This is a genomic window from Actinomadura sp. 1N219 (genome assembly GCF_044326405.1).
Lineage (GTDB): Bacteria > Actinomycetota > Actinomycetes > Streptosporangiales > Streptosporangiaceae > Spirillospora.
Map to the genome: position 1 here is coordinate 67,785 of NZ_JBIRAY010000009.1, position 19,230 is coordinate 87,014.

General features: G+C 73.4%; 9 protein-coding genes (1 of these 9 cut by a window edge). 2 read left to right on the plus strand and 7 right to left on the minus strand.

Translation table 11 applies throughout. The annotated features are described in order from the left end of the window. The 7 genes from ACH35V_RS25735 to ACH35V_RS25765 form a co-directional block, all read right to left on the minus strand. On the minus strand, positions 1 to 11,062 hold the start of the coding sequence (locus ACH35V_RS25735; RefSeq protein WP_395975746.1) for a non-ribosomal peptide synthase/polyketide synthase. The gene continues 30,626 nt to the left of window position 1, outside the view; the window shows 11,062 of its 41,688 coding nt (coding positions 1-11,062); it begins with the start codon at positions 11,060 to 11,062; its stop codon lies beyond the left edge, outside the window. Positions 11,063 to 11,256: 194 nt separating this feature from the next. Then, the gene (locus ACH35V_RS25740) at positions 11,257 to 11,736 is read right to left on the minus strand and encodes a hypothetical protein (protein WP_395975748.1); all 480 of its coding nucleotides are present in this window, start codon (positions 11,734 to 11,736) and stop codon (positions 11,257 to 11,259) included. A gap of 41 nt (positions 11,737 to 11,777) precedes the next feature. Next, positions 11,778 to 13,091 carry an ABC transporter permease gene (locus ACH35V_RS25745; protein WP_395975750.1) on the minus strand — a complete coding sequence of 438 codons (1,314 nt, stop codon included), beginning with the start codon at positions 13,089 to 13,091 and terminating at the stop codon, positions 11,778 to 11,780. Then, entirely contained in the window at positions 13,088 to 13,846 is a 759-nt protein-coding gene (locus tag ACH35V_RS25750; RefSeq protein WP_395975752.1) for an ABC transporter ATP-binding protein, read from the minus strand. Before ACH35V_RS25750 ends, ACH35V_RS25745 begins: the two co-directional genes overlap by 4 nt. After that, positions 13,843 to 14,985 carry a peptidoglycan-binding protein gene (locus tag ACH35V_RS25755; protein WP_395975754.1) on the minus strand — a complete coding sequence of 381 codons (1,143 nt, stop codon included), beginning with the start codon at positions 14,983 to 14,985 and terminating at the stop codon, positions 13,843 to 13,845. The genes ACH35V_RS25750 and ACH35V_RS25755 overlap by 4 nt, the downstream gene beginning before the upstream one ends. Before the next feature lie 200 nt (positions 14,986 to 15,185). After that, positions 15,186 to 15,989 (minus strand): alpha/beta fold hydrolase, encoded by an 804-nt coding sequence (locus ACH35V_RS25760; RefSeq protein ID WP_395975756.1) that lies wholly within the window; start codon positions 15,987 to 15,989, stop codon positions 15,186 to 15,188. A gap of 13 nt (positions 15,990 to 16,002) precedes the next feature. Continuing rightward, positions 16,003 to 17,595, minus strand: a complete 1,593-nt coding sequence (locus ACH35V_RS25765; RefSeq protein ID WP_395975758.1) for an MBL fold metallo-hydrolase — start codon at positions 17,593 to 17,595, stop codon at positions 16,003 to 16,005. Between the two features lie 287 nt (positions 17,596 to 17,882). Between ACH35V_RS25765 and ACH35V_RS25770 the strand changes: the two genes are divergently transcribed. Next, the gene (locus tag ACH35V_RS25770) at positions 17,883 to 18,104 is read left to right on the plus strand and encodes an MbtH family protein (protein ID WP_395975760.1); all 222 of its coding nucleotides are present in this window, start codon (positions 17,883 to 17,885) and stop codon (positions 18,102 to 18,104) included. A 135-nt stretch (positions 18,105 to 18,239) separates the two neighbouring features. After that, a complete protein-coding gene (locus tag ACH35V_RS25775) occupies positions 18,240 to 19,190 on the plus strand; it encodes a TauD/TfdA family dioxygenase (protein WP_395975762.1) in 951 nt (316 codons plus the stop codon). Positions 19,191 to 19,230 lie beyond the last annotated feature (40 nt).

A 19,230-nucleotide genomic window follows, 5' to 3' on the forward strand; every position in this document is an offset into this window, starting at 1 on the left:
ACGCGGACGGCGACGCCGTGTCGTTCCACTCAAAGAGGACGTGGGCCCGTTCTTGCGGGTGGAGGATGTCCACGCTCTGGAGGGCGACGTCCGGGCCGCCTTCGAGGGTCGCGGTGAGTGCGGTGAGCATGTTCTCCGCCGCGGTGCGCACAAGGCTGCCGACCGCGCCCGGGTCGATGGCGTCGACCGACTGGACGTTGATGACCAGGTCTTCGGGACCCAGGTCGTCGACCGCGACGCTCAGGGGATAGTTGGTGCGCTCCTGGACGAGGACGCTCCGGACGCCGTCGAGCGCCTGCCGTCCGGCGTCGTCGGTTCCCCGCCACACGTGCCGGTAGTTGAACAGCGATGTGAACAGGGGCGCGTTGCCGGTGATCCCGCCGGCCCGCTGGGCGATCGCCAACGGGGCGTGCTCGTGTTCCAGCAGTGCCGCGAGCTGGCCGCGCATGCGGTCGACGGTGGCGCGCACGCCCGCCCGGACGTCCGGCACCCGGACCGGCAGCGTGTTGATGAACGGGCCGAGGACCCGGTCGGTGCCTTCGCCGGCGTTCATCCGCCCGAACAGCACCGTCCCGAACACCACGTCGTCGCGTCCTGACAGGGTGGCCAGGACCCGCGCCCACGCCACGTGCAGGACGGTGGCGGGACTGACTCCGAGGCGCCGGGCCACGTCCCGGAGCCGGACGACGGTCTCGGCGTCCAGCGGGGTCAGTTCGGTGACCGCGGCTGTGGCGCCGCCCCGCACGTCGAGGACGCCGTACGGCGCGGTCGGCTCGGTCACGCCGCCCAGCAGTTCGGTGAAGAACCGCTCATGCTCGGTGCTCGGCATCGCCCTGGTCTGGGCCACGAAGGTCCGGAACGGCAGCGGCGCGGGAAGCCGGTCGGCCCGGCCGGACAGGATCGTCCGCAGTTCCTGTAGGAGGACGTCCAAACCGAGCCGGTCCTGCACGAGGTGGTGCATCCGCACCAGGCCCAGCCAGCGGCCCTCGGAGATCTCGGCGACGTGCAGGTCCATCAGCGGCGCGCGGCGCAGGTCCATCGCGGTGCCGGCGGCGGTGAGGAGCTCGGCGACCGGGTCGGCGCCGTCCGGTTGCAGGGTGTGTTCCAGGACCGGCAGGACGGCCCGGCGCGACACTACCTGGACGGGTTCGGGGAGCCCCTCCCACACCACGGCGGTGCGGTAGATGTCGTGGCGGTCCACGACGAGTTGCAGGGCTTGGACGACCGAGTCCAGCCGGTCGCGGGTGTCGAACTCGACCATCTGCATCGTGACGTACACGTCGGTGCCGTCGCCGGCCAGCAGGTGGTGGAAGAGCATGCCTTCCTGGAGCGGTGTCAGCGGGTACGCGTCCGCCAGGTTGGGGGCGCCGCCGTCCACCGCGGCGACGACCCGGTCCGTCTCGTCCTGGGACAGCGCGAGCAGCGGCAGCATGCCGGGCGCGATGTGGCCGGCGCCGGGCGGGACGAGGTTCTCCGGTGCCGGGACGGGCTCGGTGTCGGCGGCCCGCGCCAGTCCGGCGGGGGTGGGCGACTCGAACAGGGCCCGCACCGGGACGCGGACGCCCCGCGCCCTGAGCCGTTCCACCAGCGACACCGCGGCCAGCGAATGCCCGCCGAGGCGGAAGAAGTCGTCGTCCATCCCGACCGAGTCCACCGCGAGGACGTCCGCGAAGACCTCGCAGAGGATCTCTTCGCGGACCGTGACGGGGCCGCGTCCTTCCCCGGTGCTGTACTCGGGCGCGGGGAGCGCGCGGCGGTCCAGTTTCCCGTTCACGGTCAGCGGCAGTTCGGGCAGCGCGACGACGGCGGCCGGGACCATGTGCTCCGGCAGGCGTCCGGCGGCGAACGCCCGCAGGTCCTCCGCGCCGGCGGGCGCGGCGGGGTCGGCGGCGACGATGTAGGCGACCAGGCGTTTGTCCCCTGGGACGTCTTCGCGGGCCACGACCGCGGCCTGCGCGACGCCGGCGTGCGCCAGCAGGGCGGCCTCGACCTCGCCCGGCTCGATCCGGAAGCCGCGGATCTTCACCTGGTCGTCGGCCCGCCCGGCGAACACCACGTCCCCGCCGGGCGTCCAGCGGGCCAGGTCTCCGGTGCGGTACATCCTCTCGCCCGCGCCGAACGGGCACGCCACGAACCGCTCGCCGGTCAGCGCGGGACGTCCCGCGTAACCGCGGGCGAGTTGCGTCCCGGCCAGGTACAGCTCGCCGGTGACGCCGGGTGGGACGGGCGCGAGGCGGGCGTCGAGGACGAACACGCGGGTGTTGGCGACGGGCCGGCCGATCGGGACGACCGCCCCGCCGCCGTCCCGCGCGACGCCGCCGCCGTTCCGTCCAGCGTCGCCGTCGTCTTGTCCGGGGTCGCAGTGCCAGGCGGTGACGTCCACCGCGGCTTCGGTGGGGCCGTACAGGTTGTGCAGTTCGACGTCTTCGCCGAACGACTCGAAGAAGCGCGCCTGCGTCTCCGGTGAGAGGGCCTCGCCGCTGCAGACCACCTGCCGCAGGCTCGGCAGGTCCGCCGAACCGGAGTGCAGCAGGAACGCGTCCAGCATGGGCGGGACGAAATGCAGCACGCTGACGCGCCGGTCGCGGATCAGGTCCGCCACGTAGCCCGGGTCGCGGTGCCCTCCCGGCCGGGCCACGACGAGCGTCGCCCCCGAGATCAGCGTGCAGAACAGCTCCCACACGGACACGTCGAAGACGCTCGGGGTCTTCTGCATCACCCTGTCGCCGGGGCCGATCCGGTGGTGGTCGCGCATCCACACCAGCCGGTTCACGATGGCGCGGTGGGAGACGAGCACGCCCTTCGGGCGTCCCGTCGATCCCGACGTGTAGATCAGGTACGCCGGGGAGCGTACGTCCACGGCGCGGGCGACGCGGCCGTTCGCGCCGTCGGTGACGCCGTCGGGGACGGAGAGGCGCGCCACCTCCGCCGGGTCGTCCAGGACGGCCGCGGGCGCGGCGTCGTCCAGCAGCAGCGCGACGCGCTCGGCCGGGTAGCCGGGATCGATGGGCAGGTACGCCGCCCCGGCCTTCAGGACGCCCCACAGCGCCACGATGAGCTCGACGCTCCGGTCCAGCACCACCGCCACGACCGACTCCGGGCCCGCGCCCCGCTCGGTCAGGTGGCGGGCGAGGCGTTCCGCGCGGGCGTCCAGCTCCGCGTAGGTCAGCTCGGCGTCCTCGAACACCACCGCCACCGCGCCGGGCGTCCGGCGCACCTGGGCCTCGAACAGGTCGGGCAGCGACGCGGGCTCGACCTCGACCGCGGTGTCGTTCCACCCGGTGACGACCTGGTCGCGCTCCGGCGGGTCGAGGACGTCGACCGCGTGCACCCGGAGGCCGGGGGCGGCGGTCACGGCGGCGAGCACGCGGGCCAGCCGCCCGGCCAGGCGTTCCGCCGACCCCGCGTCGAACAGGTCGGCCGACGCGTTCACCGAGCCCTCCAGCCCGGCGGGACGTCCCTGGTCGTCGAAGGTCTCCCGCAGGTGCACCTCCAGGTCGAACCGTGCCGCGTCGCCCGATCCGTCCAGCGGCTCGGCGCGGACGCCGGGCAGGTCCAGGACGGCGCGCTCCATGCTCTGCAGCGTCAGCATGACCTGGAACAGCGGATGCCGTGCCCGCGACCGCGCCGGGGCGAGCTCCTCCACGAGCCGCTCGAACGGCACGTCCTGATGCGCGAGCGCGCCGACGCCGGCCTCGCGGGCGCGGGCGAGCACCTGCCGGAAGTCCGGGTCGCCGGACAGGTCGGTCCGGATCACCAGCGTGTTGACGAAGAAGCCGACCAGATCGTCCATGGCCTCGTCGGTGCGGCCCGCGACCGCGGAGCCGATGGGGATGTCCGTGCCGGCGCCGAGTCTGGACAGCGTCACCGCGAGCGCGGCCTGCAAGACCATGAAGGCGGTCGCGCCCTCGGCGCGGGCGAGGTCGGCGACCCGCCGGTGCACGTCGGCGGGCATCCGCAGCGGGGCCCGGTGGCCGATCCCGCCCGCCACCGCCGGGCGCCGCCTGTCCGCGGGCAGGGCCAGCTCTTCCGGCGCCCCGGCGAGCGTGCGGCGCCAGTAGCCGACCTGCGCCGACAGGAGGCTTCGGGGATCGGACGCGTCGCCGAGCAGGTCGCGTTGCCACAGCGCGTAGTCGGCGTACTGGACGGGCAGCGGCTCCCACGACGGCGCCTCGCCGCGCGACCGCGCCTCGTACGCCGCCGCCAGGTCGCGTCCGAGCGCGGCGTGCGACCAGCCGTCGGTGGCGATGTGGTGGACGACCAGGACCAGGGCGAACTCGTCGCCCGCGCTAGCGCCGTCGGCCGCGTCCAGGGTGAACAGGCACGCGCGGATCGGCGGTTCCGCGGACAGGTCGAACGCGTGGCGCGCCGCCGCGGCGACGGCGCCGGTCAGCTCCCCCGGGTCGAGGGCGGAGACCTCCAGGTCCCATTCGAGGTCGTCCGGGTCCAGGATCTGCTGGTACGGCTCGCCGTCCGCGAAGTGGAACACGGTGCGCAGCGGCTCGTGGCGGCCGATGACGTCCCGCAGCGCCGCGCCGAGTGCGGGGACGTTCAGGTCGCCCGTCAGCCGCACCGCGAGGGGGATGTTGTACGTCGGGCCGGGCCCTTCCATCCGGTTGAGGAACCACAGCCGCCGCTGCGCGAACGACAGCGGGAGGCGTTCGAGACGCCCCGTCCCGCCCCGCAGCGCGACGCGGGCCCGGTCCGTCCCCGGCCCGGCGATGCGTGCCGCCAGCGCCGCCACCGTCGGCGCCTCGAACAGCGTCCTGATCTTGACTTCGGCGCCCAGCCGGGCCCGGATCCTGGACAGCAGCCTGATCGCGAGCAGGGAGTGCCCGCCGAGATCGAAGAACCCCTCGCCGACGCCGACCGACTCCAGCCCGAGGACGTCCGCGAAGATCTCGCACAGGGCCGTCTCGGCCGCGGTGGACGGCGCCCTGCCGGGGTCTCCCGCCGCACCGTCCGCCGGGGCGGGCAGCGCGCCGCGGTCCAGCTTCCCGTTGCCGGTCAGCGGCAGCTCGGGCAGGAGCACCACGGCGGCCGGGACCATGTACTCGGGCAGCCGCCCCGCCGCGAACTCCCGCAGCCCGTCGAGCACGGACTCCTCGGCGGCGGGGACGACATAGGCGACCAGCCGCGGCTCTCCGGGAACGTCCTCGCGTGCGACCACGGCGGCACTGCGCACCGCGGCGTGCTCCAGCAGGACGGCCTCGATCTCGCCCGGCTCGACCCGGTGCCCGCGGATCTTCACCTGCGCGTCGGCGCGGCCGATGAACACCAGCTGCCCGCCGGCGGTCCATTTGACCAGGTCACCGGTGCGGTACATGCGTTCGCCCGCGCCGAACGGGCACGCGACGAACCGCTCCGCGGTCAGGCCGCGCCGTCCCACGTAACCCCGCGCGACCCCGGCCCCGGCCACGTACAGCTCACCCGCCGCGCCCGGCGGGACGGGGGCCAGCGCCTCATCGAGGACGAACAGCCGGGTGCCGGCGATGGGCGTGCCGATCGGGATCACGCCGCCGACGGCGTCCGGCGACGTCAGCTCGGCGGTCGCCACCCCGATGGTGGTCTCCGTCGGGCCGTAGTGGTTGAAGACCCGCCGGTCGCCGGCGGCGCGCAGGAGGTCGCGCGTCCAGGCGGCGGGCGCGGCCTCGCCGCCGAGCACCAGGGACCGGGCGGGCAGCACGCCGTCCATCCCGCACCCGGCCGACAGCGCCGCCAGGTGGGACGGCACCGCCTTCACGAAGTCGACGCGCCGTTCCCGCAGATATCCGGCCACGGCGTCCGGGTCGGTCACCGCGTCCTCGTCCAGCACGTGCAGTTCCCCGCCGGTGGCCAGGCTGATGAAGACAACCGTGTTGCCCAGGTCGGTCACCTGCGGCTGCAGCAGCCCGTAACGCGCGCCCGCCCCGCTCCAGCCCAGCCGCTCGGACACCGAGGCGACGTACTGGGCCAGCGACCCGTGCGTGACCGCCACGCCCTTCGGCGTCCCCGTCGACCCGGACGTGTACATCACATAGGCCAGGCCCGCCGGATCCGGATCGTCGCCGAACGGCTCATCCGCGACCGCGTCCGCGCGTGAGTCCGTGCGCAGCGCCTCATCGATGGGCACCACCTGAACGTCGGCGGGCGGGTCGCCTAGAGCCGCGTCCGCAAGGACGATCCGCGCGCCGCTGTCGGCGAGCATGAACGCCACCCGCTCGGCGGGCAGGCGGACGTCCACCGGCAGGTACGCCGCACCGGCCTTCCACACGCCGAGCATCGCCGTGATCATCTGCGGGCCGCGCGGCAGGCACAGGCCCACCACCGACTCGGCGCCCGCGCCCAGGTCGCGCAGATACCGGGCGATCCGCCCTGCGGCCGCGTCCAGCTCGCGGTAGGTCAGCTCGGCGTCTCCGGCGACCACGGCCGCCGCGTCCGGCGCCGCGGCCGCCTGGTCGCGGAAGAGCCGGGTCAGCGACGGCGGTGTGCCCGTGACGGCGGTGTCGTTCCACTGGTCGAGCACCCGGTGCCGCTCCTCGGCGTCGAGCAGCCCGACCGCGTGGAGGGGAACGTCCGGGGTGGACGTGACCAGGTCGAGGACCCGCGTGAACCAGGCGGCGACCCGCTCCGCCGTCGACGCGTCGAAGAGGTCCGCGGCCAGGGTCACGAAGGCGCGGAGCCCGTCCGGGCCACCTTCGTCGTCGAACGTCTCCCCGACCGTGACGTGCAGGTCGTACCGCGCGGGCGGGGCGGCCGCCGAGTCGACGGCGGAGGCGCCGTCCGCGGCCGACGTCCCGTCCACCACGCGCACGCCGGGGAGGTCCAGCTCGGCCCGCTCGACGTTCTGGACGGTGAGCATCACCTGGAAGAGCGGGTGGCGGCCCAGCGAACGGGCCACGGCCAGCTCCTCGACGAGCCGCTCGAACGGGACGTCCTGGTGGGCCAGCGCCCCGAGGCTCGCCTCCCGGACCCGCGCCAGGACCTCCCGGAACCCCGGGTCGCCCGCCAGGCCGGTGCGGATCACGAGCGTGTTGACGAAGGACCCGACCAGGCCCTCCAGCGCCGCGTCGGACCGCCCGGCGACCGGGACGCCGATGGGGACGTCCGTCCCGGCGCCGAGCCGGGACAACAGCACCGCCAGCGCCGCCTGCAACGTCATGAAGGACGTCACGCCCTCCGCCCGCGCCAGCTCCCGGAGCCGCCGGTGGACGTCGGCCGGGACCCGGAACGGCACCCGGTGCCCGCGGCGGCTCGGCTCCGCCGGGCGCGGCCGATCCGCCGGCAGCGCCAGCTCCTCGGGCGCGCCGGCGAGGGCGCGCCGCCAGTACCCGATCTGGGTCGCGGCCAGGCTGTCCGGATCGGACTCGTCCCCCAGCAGCTCCCGCTCCCACACCGCGTAGTCGGCGTACTGCACCGGCAGCGGCTCCCATGCCGGGGCCTCTCCCCGCAGCCGCGCCGCGTAGGCCGCCGACAGGTCCCGGCCCAGCGGGGCCAGCGACCAGCCGTCGCTGGCGATGTGATGCAGGACGAGCACCAGCACGTGATCATCAGGGCCGGTCCGGAACAGCGACGCCCGGAACGGCGGCTCCGCCGCCAGGTCGAACGCGTACCGGGTCGCGCGCGTGACGGCGCCGGCCACATCGCCGGGGGCGACCTGGCTCACCATCAGTTCCCAGTCCACGTCCGCCAGGTCGCGGACGTGCTGGTACGGCTCGTCGTCCACGGCCGGGTAGACGGTGCGGAGCGGTTCGTGGCGTCCGATCACGTCCCGCAGCGCCGCCGCCAGCGCGGCGGCGTCCAGCGGGCCCTCCAGCCGGACCGCCGCCGTCGTGTTGTACGTCGCGCTCGGACCCTCCATCTGCGCCAGGAACCACAGCCGGCGCTGCGCGGACGACAGCGGCGGCCGCTCCGGGCGCGGACCCGCCGTCAGCGCCGGACGCCCCCGTGCGGCGTCCGTCTCGGCGAGCCATCCGGCGAGCCCGGCCACCGTCGGCCGCTCGAACAGGACCGGCAGCGGAAGGTCCACGCCCAGCACGACCCGGATGCGCGACAGCAGCCGGACGCCGAGCAGCGAATGCCCGCCGAGCTCGAAGAAGCCGTCGTCCGTCCCCACCGAGTCGAGCCCGAGCACCTCGGCGAACGCCCCGCAGAGGATCTCCTCCTGGACCGTCGCCGCGGCGCGTCCCGTGCCCGCGCCGGAACCGTGCTCGGGGACGGGGAGCGCGCCGCGGTCCAGCTTCCCGTTGGGGGTCAGCGGCAGCTCGGGGAGGATCACCACGGCCGCCGGGACCATATGGTCCGGGAGCCGCCGCGCCGCGAGTTCCCGCAGGTCACCGCCATCGACATCCGCACCATCGGACGGGACGGCATAGGCCGCGAGCCGCACGTCGCCCGGCACGTCCTCCCGGACGACCACGGCCACCTGCCCCACCCCGGGATGCGCCCGCAGAACCGCTTCGACCTCACCCGGCTCGATGCGGAACCCGCGGATCTTGACCTGATCGTCCGCCCGGCCCAAGAACACCAAATCCCCGTCAGGCGTCCACTTGGCCAGATCCCCCGTCCGATACATCCGCTCACCCACACCGAACCCACACGCCACAAACCGCTCCGCCGTCACCCCCGGCCGCCCCACATACCCCCGCGCCAACCCCCGACCCGCCACATACAACTCACCCACCGCCCCCACCGGAAGCGGCTGAAGATCATCACCCAGCACATACAAGCGGGTGTTGGCGATCGGACGCCCAATCGGCACCACCACCCCCGCACCCTGCCCGGCGGTCACCTCATGCACCGCACAACCCACCACCGTCTCGGTCGGGCCGTACTCATTCACCACCACCGCATCCGGCACCAGCTCCAGCCACGACGCCACCGCCGCGCCCGGTAATGCCTCACCCCCCACCACCCACCGCCGCGCCGCACCCGCCAACCCCTCGACCGGAAGCGTCTCCGCCAGCAACGCAAGATGCGCCGGAACCACCTTCACCACATCAAACCCACCACCGCCCCGCAGGACTTCGGCCAGGCCCTCCACGCCGCCGTCCCGGCTGATCGAGACCACCGCGCCCGCCGCCAACGGCACCAGCACACTCGTCACCGTCAAATCGAACGCCAATGACGAATGCACCACCGCGCCGCCACGTCCGACGTCATAAGCACTGGCGGCCCACAACACGTAATTGGCCAGGCCCGCATGCGTGACCGCCACACCCTTCGGCACACCCGTCGACCCCGACGTGTACATCACATACGCCAACTCATCCCCACCAGGCGACACCGACACGGGCGGCGCCGCCGAGTCTGCGTCCGGGTCCTCCACCGCGATCACCGGGACGCGGGCGACGGGGAGGGAGTCGAGCAGGTCGCCGGTGCTGACGAGCGCCACCGCCCGGCTGTCGGCCAGCAGGAACGCCACCCGCTCGGCCGGATTGCCCGGATCGATCGGGAGGTAGGCCGCACCCGCCTTCCACACCGCCAGAACACCCACCACCGCATCCACACTCCGCGGCAGACACAACCCCACCACCGCGCCACGACCCACACCCAACCCAGCCAAAACCCCAGCCAACCGCCCAGCACGAGCATCCAACTCCGCATAACTGAACCGCTCATCGCCATCAACGACGGCAACCGCGTCCGGACTACCGGCCACCTGCCGGTCGAAAGCCTCCAGCACCGAACCAGCCGGGACGTCCACCGCGGTGTCATTCCACGCCACCAGCAGCCGCCGCCGCTCCGCCTCGTCCAGAACATCGACCGCGTGCAGCCGGACGTCCGGGTCGGCGGCGACCATCTCCAGCACCCGCGCGAACCAGCCCGCCATCCGCGCCACCGTCGACGGATCGAACAGATCCGCCGCACCGACGATCGCCCCACGCAAACCAGCCGGACGGCCCTGCACGTCGAAGGTCTCTTCGATCATCACGTCGAGGTCGAACCGCGACGCCGGGGTGTTCGACGGGAGCAGCTCGACGTCCACGCCCGCGAGTTCCAGGCCCGCCTCGGCCGTGTTCTGCACGGTCAGCATGACCTGGAACAGCGGGTGCCGGGTCAGCGACCGCTCCGGGGAGAACTCCCCGACCAGCCGCTCGAACGGCACGTCCTGGTGGGCGAACGCCGCGAGGCTCGTCTGCCGGACGCGGGCCAGCAGCCGCCGGAAGTCCGGGTCGCCGGACAGGTCCGTGCGCATCACGAGGGTGTTGACGAAGAAGCCGACGAGGTCGTCCAGGGCCTCGTCGGTGCGGCCCGCGACCGCCGCGCCGATCGGGACGTCGGTGCCCGCGCCGAGCCGCGACAGGGTCACCGCCAGCGCCGCCTGGACGACCATGAACGCGGTCACGCCCTCGGCGCGGGCCAGGTCCGTCAGAAGCCGGTGGGTCTCGGCCGGGACCCGCAGCGGGACCCGGTGCCCGGTGTGGCCCGCGGTCGCGGGGCGGGGCCGGTCGGCCGGGAGGGCCAGCTCCTCCGGGGCTCCGGCGAGCGCCTTCCGCCAGTAGTCCAGCTGGACCGACATCCGGCTCGCCGGGTCGGACTCGTCGCCGAGCAGTTCCCGCTGCCACAGCGCGTAGTCGGCGTACTGGACGGGCAGCGGCTCCCACGCGGGGGCCTCTCCGCGGAGCCGCGCCGCGTAGGCCGCCGACAGGTCCCGGCCCAGCGGGCGGTTCGACGAGGCGTCGGTGGCGATGTGGTGCAGGACGAGGACCAGCACGTGCTCGTCCGCCGCGATGCGGAGCAGGGTCGCGCGGATCGGCGGCTCCGCGGACAGGTCGAAGGCGTACCGGCCCGCCTCCCCGACCGCGGCGGCCACGTCACCGGGCGCGACACGGCGGACGTCCGGCCCCCAGTCCAGTTCGTCCGGATCGAGGATGCGCTGGTGGGGTTCGCCGTCGACGGCGGGGAACACGGTGCGCAGCGACTCGTGCCGTGCCAGCACGTCCCGCAGCGCCGCGCCCATGGCGGCGGCGTCGACCGGGCCGCGCAGCGCCAGCGCGATCACGTTGTTGTAGGCGAGGCCCGTCCCCTCCAGCTGGGCCAGGAACCACAACCGGCGCTGCGCGAACGACAACGGGATCATCAGGGCATCTCCTTGTGCATCGGACGCCACGCGGAAGCGCCGGCCGAATGTCGCTCACTTGGGCCTGTCGCCCTTCGGTCCCGGCCGGCCCAGGCAATTCCAACGCATCACCGACCCCCTGGAAAGGCCATCGGTTGAACAGCGGCCGGTGCCGCTGTTCAACCGATGTGGGGGCTGCGGTTGAACGAATACCGTCACGGCTTGGACGGCTTCGGGTTGGGGACTTCCTTGTTGCACGCGGTGTAGGCCGCGACGAGTTTCTGCGGGGTGTCCCCGGCCCCCTCGTCAATGGTGATGTTCGCCGTCCCGGGTTTGGGGTCCTTGGCGTTGACCCCGTGCCTGCGCAGGCACTCCGCCCTTTTCAGTGCGCGGTCCTCGTCGGCGGACGTGATGTCCTCGTTCTTGGCCTCGTTGATCGGCGCGTACTTCGCGCAGGCGGCCTGGGCCGCGTCGAACTTCGGGTCCTCACCGATGACGTGCGTGTCGTTGGGGTCGCTGCCGATCTCGATGCCGTGCTGCTTCAGGCACTGGACGAACTTCTGCTCCCGGTCGATTTCGGCCTGCGATTTCTTGGTGTTCCCGCCGCCGTCCGACGATTCGCCGCCGCCGCATCCGGCCAGTCCGAGCGCGGCCGCGGCGGCCAGCGCCGCCACCGCGAGTGAGAAAGTCTTCATGCTTCGAGAATGGCCGCCGGGAGGTTTCTGCGCGGTGACCGTCATCGACATCCGTCCTTTTTGGGCAGGCCGTCCCGGAAAAGACGAAACGGGGTGCCTCCGGGGCCGGCGCGGGCCGGCTCCGGAGGCCCCCCTGCGCCGCCCGGTCGGGGGCTGTCCGGTAACGTGGGGGCGAGCGCCGCGGTGGGGGTGAGGCGGGCGGCGCGGCGGGCCGGGTACAGGCCCGCCACCGCGCCGATGGCGACGGCGGCCAGCGCGCCGCCGGCGATGGCCTGGCCGGGCAGCGCGAGGGGCCAGCCGCGGATGCCCGCGTACCCGAGGCAGACGACCAGCCCCAGGACGACCCCGGCGGCGCCGCCGAGCGACGACAGGGTGACCGACTCGGTGAGGAACTGCAGCCGGATCTGCCCGCGGGTCGCGCCCAGCGACCGGCGCAGCCCGATCTCCTGCCGCCGCTCCAGCACCGAGATCACCATGATGTTCGCGATGCCGACGCCGCCGGCCAGCAGCGCCACGGCGCCGAGCCCGAAGAACAGCGCGTTGAAGGCGCGCATGGCGGCGACCTGCGCGGTGAGCGCGTCCGACGGGCGGCTGATCTCCACCTCCTCCGGGTGCTCGGGGTTGACGGTGTAGGCCAGCACGCTCCGCACCGACTGGACGGTGTCGTCCGTGGACCGCTCGTACAGCGTGGTGACGTGCCCGTCGAACCCGAGCCGGGCGGCCTGCGTCCAGCCGATCAGGGCGGACCGGTCGATCTCGGGGGCGAGCTTGACCTGGTTCAGGACGCCGACCACGAGGAACCACCGCCCGGCGATGTAGACGTGCGCGCCGGCCCGCTCGATGCCGAGCCGCTCGGCGGCGACGGAGCCGAGCACCACCGCCGGATACCGGCCGGTCGCGGCGTTGAGGTAGGCGCCGGAGCGGACCGTCCCGCCGAGGGTGCCGAGCAGGTTCAGCCGCCCGGCCTGGACGGAGACGCCCCTGGTCGTCGAGGACGGGATCTTGTCGGTGCGGCGGACGGTCACGTTGTTCACCGCGCCGGTCGCGGACACGCCGGTCACGCCGGGGATCCGGGCGACCATGCCCTCCGCGTCCGGGGGCAGCTTGGAGTTCTTGCCGAGCAGCGACGTGCCCGGCTGGACGGTGAGCAGGTTCGTGCCGAGCTCCTGGATCTCGGCCATCAGCCCGGCCCGGCTGACGGTGCTGATGCCGACGAGCCCGACCATCGCGGCGACGCCGATGGCGATGCCGAGCGCGGACAGCACGGCCCGCATCGGCCGCCCGCGCAGCCCGTCCAGGCCGACGGCGGCGAGGTCGCCGGCGCGGAGCCGGACCGGTTCCGGTAGCGGTGTCATGCCGGCACCCCCGTATCGGCGTGGATCCGGCCGTCCCGGATCTCCAGGCGCCGCGGCAGCGCCGCCGCGACCTCCAGGTCATGGGTGATGACCACGACGGCGGTGCCGTCCCGGTTCAGTTCGGTCAGCAGGTCCAGCACCCCGGCGCCGGAGGCGGAGTCGAGGTTGCCGGTCGGCTCGTCGGCGAGGACCAGCGGCGGGTCGCCGACGACGGCGCGGGCGATCGCGACCCGCTGCTTCTCCCCGCCGGACAGCTGGTTCGGCCGGTGCTCCAGGCGGTGCCCGAGCCCGACGCGCTCCAGCGCGGTCTGGGCGAGCCGGCGGCGGCGGCGCGGCGACGCCCCGTGGTAGAGCAGCCCGGTCGCGACGTTGTCCAGCGCGGACAGGTGGGAGGTGAGGAAGAACTGCTGGAACACGAACCCGATCCAGCGGGCCCGCACCGCCGCCAGCCGGCGGTCGGGCAGCGCCGCGACGTCGTGGCCGCGGATCAGCACCCGGCCGGAGCTGGGCGTGTCCAGCGTCCCCATGAGGTTCAGGAGGGTCGACTTGCCCGACCCGGAGGGCCCGAGGATCGCCACCAGCTCGGCGGGGCGGACGGTGAGCGACGCCTCCTGGAGCGCCCGGACGCCGCCGGGGTACTCCTTCGTGGCGTTCTCCACCGCGACGACCGCGTCGCCGCCGCCGTCGACACCGCCGCCGTCCGGGCCCTGGGCGCCGCCGGGGAGGCCGTCCCCGGCGGCGAGGTTGCCGGTCATGTCCGCGGCACCTGCACCTTCGTGCCCGGTGTCAGGGCGCCGCTCACCTCGACCTTGTCGCCGTCGAAGATGCCGAGCTTGACGGGGACGGACCGGACGTTCCCCGAGGCGTCCACCGCGTTCACCGAGTAGCTCCCGTCGGCGGAGGCGAGCAGCGCGTTGACCGGGACGGCCAGCACGCTCTTGTGCTCGGTGCCGGTGAACCCGACCGTCGCGGGCGCGCCGTCGAGCTTCCCGACCGCCTTCGGATCGTCCAGCGTGATCTGGACCGGGACCGTCGCGTTCTGGGTGCCCTCCCCGGTCTGCGCTTGGGCGCCGGTGGTGCCGGCGGTCGCGACCGTCCCGACCGACGAGATGTGCCCGGTGGTGGTCTTCCCGCCGGGCAGCGAGACCCGGACCTTGGCGCCCTCGCGGGCGACGCCCTGGGTGCTGACCGGCAGCTTCACGGAGATCCGCCGCTCGGTGCCGCTGGCGGTGAGCACGGTGCCGGACGCCGGCGCGCCGAGGATCGCCTCCACCTTCGTCACCCGGATCCCGCCCGGCTGCACCACGACGTCGCCGACCTTGACCGTCCCCGTCTGCTGGACGCCCAGGTCCTTCTGCCACGCCCGGACGGCGGCCGCGGTCACCCAGGTGAAGCTGCGGTCCACGGTGAGCACGTCGCCGTGGCCGTCCGCGTAGCCGAGCGCCGCCAGGTTGCGTTCGAGCTCCAGGACGTCGCGTCCCTTCGTCATGCCGTCCTTCAGCTCCCGCCAGAACGGCGTCGAGCCGTAGAAGAGGGGGACGGAGTGGCCGTCTATGCCGAAGACGCGCTTGCCGCGCTGGATCTCGGCGCCCGTCGGCGGCAGCCAGGTGATCCGGCCGCTGCCCGGGCCGAGCACGGTGAGGGCGCCGCCGTAGCCGAGCGTGCCGTCCACGTCCGTGGTGTCGACCATGTCGGTGCGGACGACGGGGACGGTCGGCAGCGTCGAGGACGTCTTCGCCGCCGACCCGTCGCCGTCCTGCACCGCGAACAGCACGCCCGCGGCGCCGACGGCCAGGACGGCGGTGCCGCCGAACACCAGCCGGCGACGCCGGCGGCGGGGCGCGGGCGCCTCGGTCCGCTCCCCCGCGGAGGTCGTGATCTCAGACTGGAGCATTGCTCTTCCTCCGCGTGTTCCCCCCGGCGCCGCGGGCCGCGCCGAGGGGAGGGACGACGGCCGCGGCGGCCGTGGTGGCTGACATTTCCTGCATGTGATCCAGAGTGGGGTGCGGGGGGTTTCCACGCGGTGAGCGCCCGCCCGGCCCCCGCATGCCCGCCGGGCCCGGCCCCCGCGCCGACCCCGGCCCCGGCCTTGGTTCAGACCTTGGCGAAGAACTCGGTGATCGCCTCGTTGACCGGCTCCGGACGCTCCAGGTACCCGAGGTGCCCGCAGTTCGGGATCTCCACCAGGTCGCAGTCCGGGATGGCGCCGGCCACCTCCGCGCAGAGGTGCGGCGGGGTGATGACGTCGTCGGCGAACGCGACGACGCGGCACGGCGCGGAGATCCGGCGCAGGTCCGCGCGGCGGTCCCGGTCGGTGTCGATCCACGCCTGCCCGGCGGCGACCGGGCCCGCGGCCGCCGCCAGCTCGAAGATCTCCAGCCAGGACGCCACCGCCTCGTCGTCGTCGAGCGTCCGCGGCGAGAGCATCTGGACGACCGCGTTCACGGCCCGGTACCGCGGCGGCACCCGGACGGCGGCGTCCGCGAGGACGCGGTCCACCGCCGACTGGGCCCGGCGCAGCACGTCCGACCGGGCCCGGGTGGCCATCAGCACCGCCGCGCGGACGAGACCGGGCTCGGCGATCGCCAGCTCCTGCGCGATCAGCGACCCCAGCGACGTGCCGACGATCCGGCAGGGCGCGAGGTCCAGCGTCTCGATCACGGCTCTGGCGTCGGCGACGAGGTCCTCCAGCGCGTATTTGCCGGGCGGGGCGTCCGACGGCGGGACGCCGCGGTTGTCGAAGGCGATCGTCTCGTAGCCGGCCCGGTGCAGCGCCGGCGTCTGGTGCATGTCCCACTGGCGGCGGGACGCCCCGGTGCCCATGATGAGCAGCACCGGCTCGCCCCGCCCCGACCGCTCGTAGGACAGCCGGGTCCCGCCGGCGTTCAGGTAAGGCATTCCGGGCGCCCGGTCACCAGCACCACTCGCGCTGGTTGAACAGGTGCTCCGCGGCGACGTCGTTGCCCTTGCACCAGGCCAGGAACTCCTCGATCTGCTTGATCTGGTAGGTGTCCGGCGTGTACGTCGTCGCCATGACGTGCCCCTGCCAGCTCTCCTCGCCCATCGCGTAGATGTACGCCTCGCGGGACCCGAGCTCCGTCATGATCGCCGCGGCCTGCTCGGCGTTCGAGCCCGACAGCTTGCGCGAGTCGCTCATCTTCTTGGTCACCGGACGGGTCAGCAGCCCCTGGTAGAGCCAGGTCAGCGGGGCGCCGTCGCACTCCATGCCGAGGAAGGCGAGGTCGACCTCGCCGAGGTGGGCGCGCATGTACCGGTACAGCACCGGGTCGATGCCGGACGAGTCGGCCCCGACGAAGATCGTCTTGCCGGCGAGCCGGACGGTGTAGGTCGACTTGGAGCGGATGTCGAGGTCGGAGTGCTCGCCGAGGAACGGCGTGGCGACGACCCGGTCGCCGCCCGGCAGCGGGATCTCGTCGAAGTCGTCCGCCTCGATCACGGTGAAGCCCATCGACCTGAGGTAGAGCGCGATCGACGGGTCGCACAGGTTGCCGCGCGAGGACCGCGGCACGACGACCGCGTCGGTGCGCGACCTGAGCTGGAGCAGCGTCTCCAGGACGATGTGGTCCTGGTGGCCGTGCGTGATCAGCGCCAGGTCGATGTGGTCGGGCAGGTCGTCGAGGGTGTAGCGGTCGCCGTGCCGGTTGTCGGCGCTGATGAACGGGTCGACCACGACGGCGGCGTCCGGGGTCTGCAGCACCAGGCACGCGTGCCCGAAGTAGCGGATGCGGCCGCCGCCGTCGATGTGCCGGTCCGGGGCGAGGCTGGGCTCGGCGGCGAGCAGGCCGTCCAGCAGCGCCGCCTGCGCGTCGTCGAGTTCGAGCGCCGCGCGCAGCCGCGCCGCGGTCGTGCCCTCGACGCGGGCGGCGAACAGCTCGTCCAGGCCGGGGTGGTCGAACGGGATCGGCAGCTCCAGCACGCCGGGCTTCGGCAGCCGGGGGGTGCTGAGGATGAAGGGGCGCTCGACCCCGTCCTCCAGCGACAGCTGGACGGACTGGCGGCGCCTGTCGAACACGGGGCTGTGGTAGAGCAGCGGCTCGATCAGCCGCAGCGACGCCTGGTTGCCGGTGTCGTAGGCCAGCTCGACGAGGCCGTTCAGCGCCGGCGGCAGCTTCGGGTACAGCGGGGTCAGGTCGAACCCGGTCGCGTTCTGGCGGACGAGGTCGTCGGCCTCGGCGATGGCGTCGGCGAACGCGAGCATGTCGGAGCGGTCGCGCTTGATGACGTCCAGCAGCTCGCCGACCTCGGTGGCGCGCTCCTCCTCGACATTGACGAAGTAGCCGCCGCGCAGGGCGGGGTTGTTGCTCGCCGCGATGTGCACCTGCGGCGAATGCAGGTACGACTCCAGCAGCGGCACCTGGACGTTCGCGAGGTTCATCGCCGCCTGCGCCGGCGAGACGATGTGCATCCAGGCATAGAACCTGTCGACCAGCGGTTCGATGATCGCATTCGAGCGGAGGAAGACCCGCTCTCGGCTGTCGGGCATCTGACTCTCTCCCGTTCGGAATTTCCTGCCGTGGGCTGCGGTTGTGCTGCTTTTCGTGCTGCCTTTGCGCCGCCGCGCGAATTGCCTGCCCGGACGCGTTGACCAAGGCATCACAATGTCGCCTGATGCGTCAACGGCGAGCGCCGGCGGCGTTGTTCGACTGCAGCGACAGGGCAGTTGAACTGCGGAACCTTGAGGATTTCCGGCGCCCCGTGCCAGAGTGGATTCGCTTCGATGCCGCGGCGCCAATATGCCGTCTCTTATCGCCGACAAGTGAGGACAGTCCGGTGCCCAACCCGTTCGAGGATCCCGACGCGAGCTATCTGGTCCTGGTCAACGACGAAAACCAGCATTCGCTCTGGCCCGTCTTCGTGGACGTGCCCGACGGATGGACCACCGTATTCGGGGAGGCGTCAAGGGACGAATGCCTCGCCTACATCGAGAAATCGTGGACCGACATGCGCCCCAAGAGCCTGATCGAGGCGATGGAGGGCGCGAAGAACGGCTAGGGCGGGCGCTGCCGCCCGCCCGCCGCTCCGCACGCCGTCGTCGCCAGGCCGGCGGCCCGCCCGGGCCGCCGGCCTGGCCCGTACCGACGCACGTCTTTTTCAGTTGAAGGCACGACACGGGACTTGGAGGACGGGATGGACACCGCCGAGACAGGCCGGGCCTGGCGGCCGCACGAGATCAGCCGGGACGCGGCCGGCGGCTCCCCGCCGGACCTCGCCGGGTGGCTCGACGACCTCGGCCCGGACGGGCTGACCGGGCTGCTCACCGAGCACAAGGCCCTCGTCTTCCGGGACTTCGGCGTCACGCCCGAGGCGGTCGACTCCGTCCTGGACCGGCTGGTCCCGGACCGGCTGCCGTACGTGCACGGCAACTCGCCGCGCAGCCGCGTCCGCGGGAACCTCTACACGTCGACCGAGTACCCGCGGCAGTACACGATCTCCATGCACAACGAGCTGAGCTACGCCCACCGCTGGCCGACCCGGCTCGCGTTCTACTGCGAGAAGGCGCCCGGCAGCGGCGGCGCGACGACGGTGGCCGACGGGGAGCTGTGGCTCGCCTCGCTGGACGCCGAGGTCCGCGACGCGTTCGCCGGCGGCGTCCGGTACGTCCAGAACCTGCACGACGGGTTCGGGTTCGGCAAGAGCTGGCAGGACACGTTCGAGACCGGCGACCGGGCGGAGGTCGAGGCGTACCTGCGGGAGTCGCGGGCCGAGTGGGAGTGGGGCGAGGACGGGCTGCGCGTCACCCAGCTGCGCCCCTCGACCGTGAAGCACCCGGTCACGGGCGCCGAGGTCTGGTTCAACCAGGCGGACCAGTGGCACCCCGCCGGGCTCGGCGACGAGACGTCCGCTGAGCTGTACGCGATCCTCTCCCCCGAGGAGTTCCCGCAGTACGTGACGTTCCCCGACGGGTCCCCGATCCCGGACGAGCACATCCGGCACGTCTACGACCGCGGCCTGGAGTGCGCCGTGGACGTCGGCTGGCGGCCGGGCGACGTGCTGCTCATCGACAACGTCCTGACCGCGCACGGCCGGCGCCCGTTCGAGGGGTCCCGCCGCGTCCTGGTGGCGATGTCGGGCGGATAGCGCGACCGCGAGAGCGAGGGCGAGAGCATCAGGCCGGACG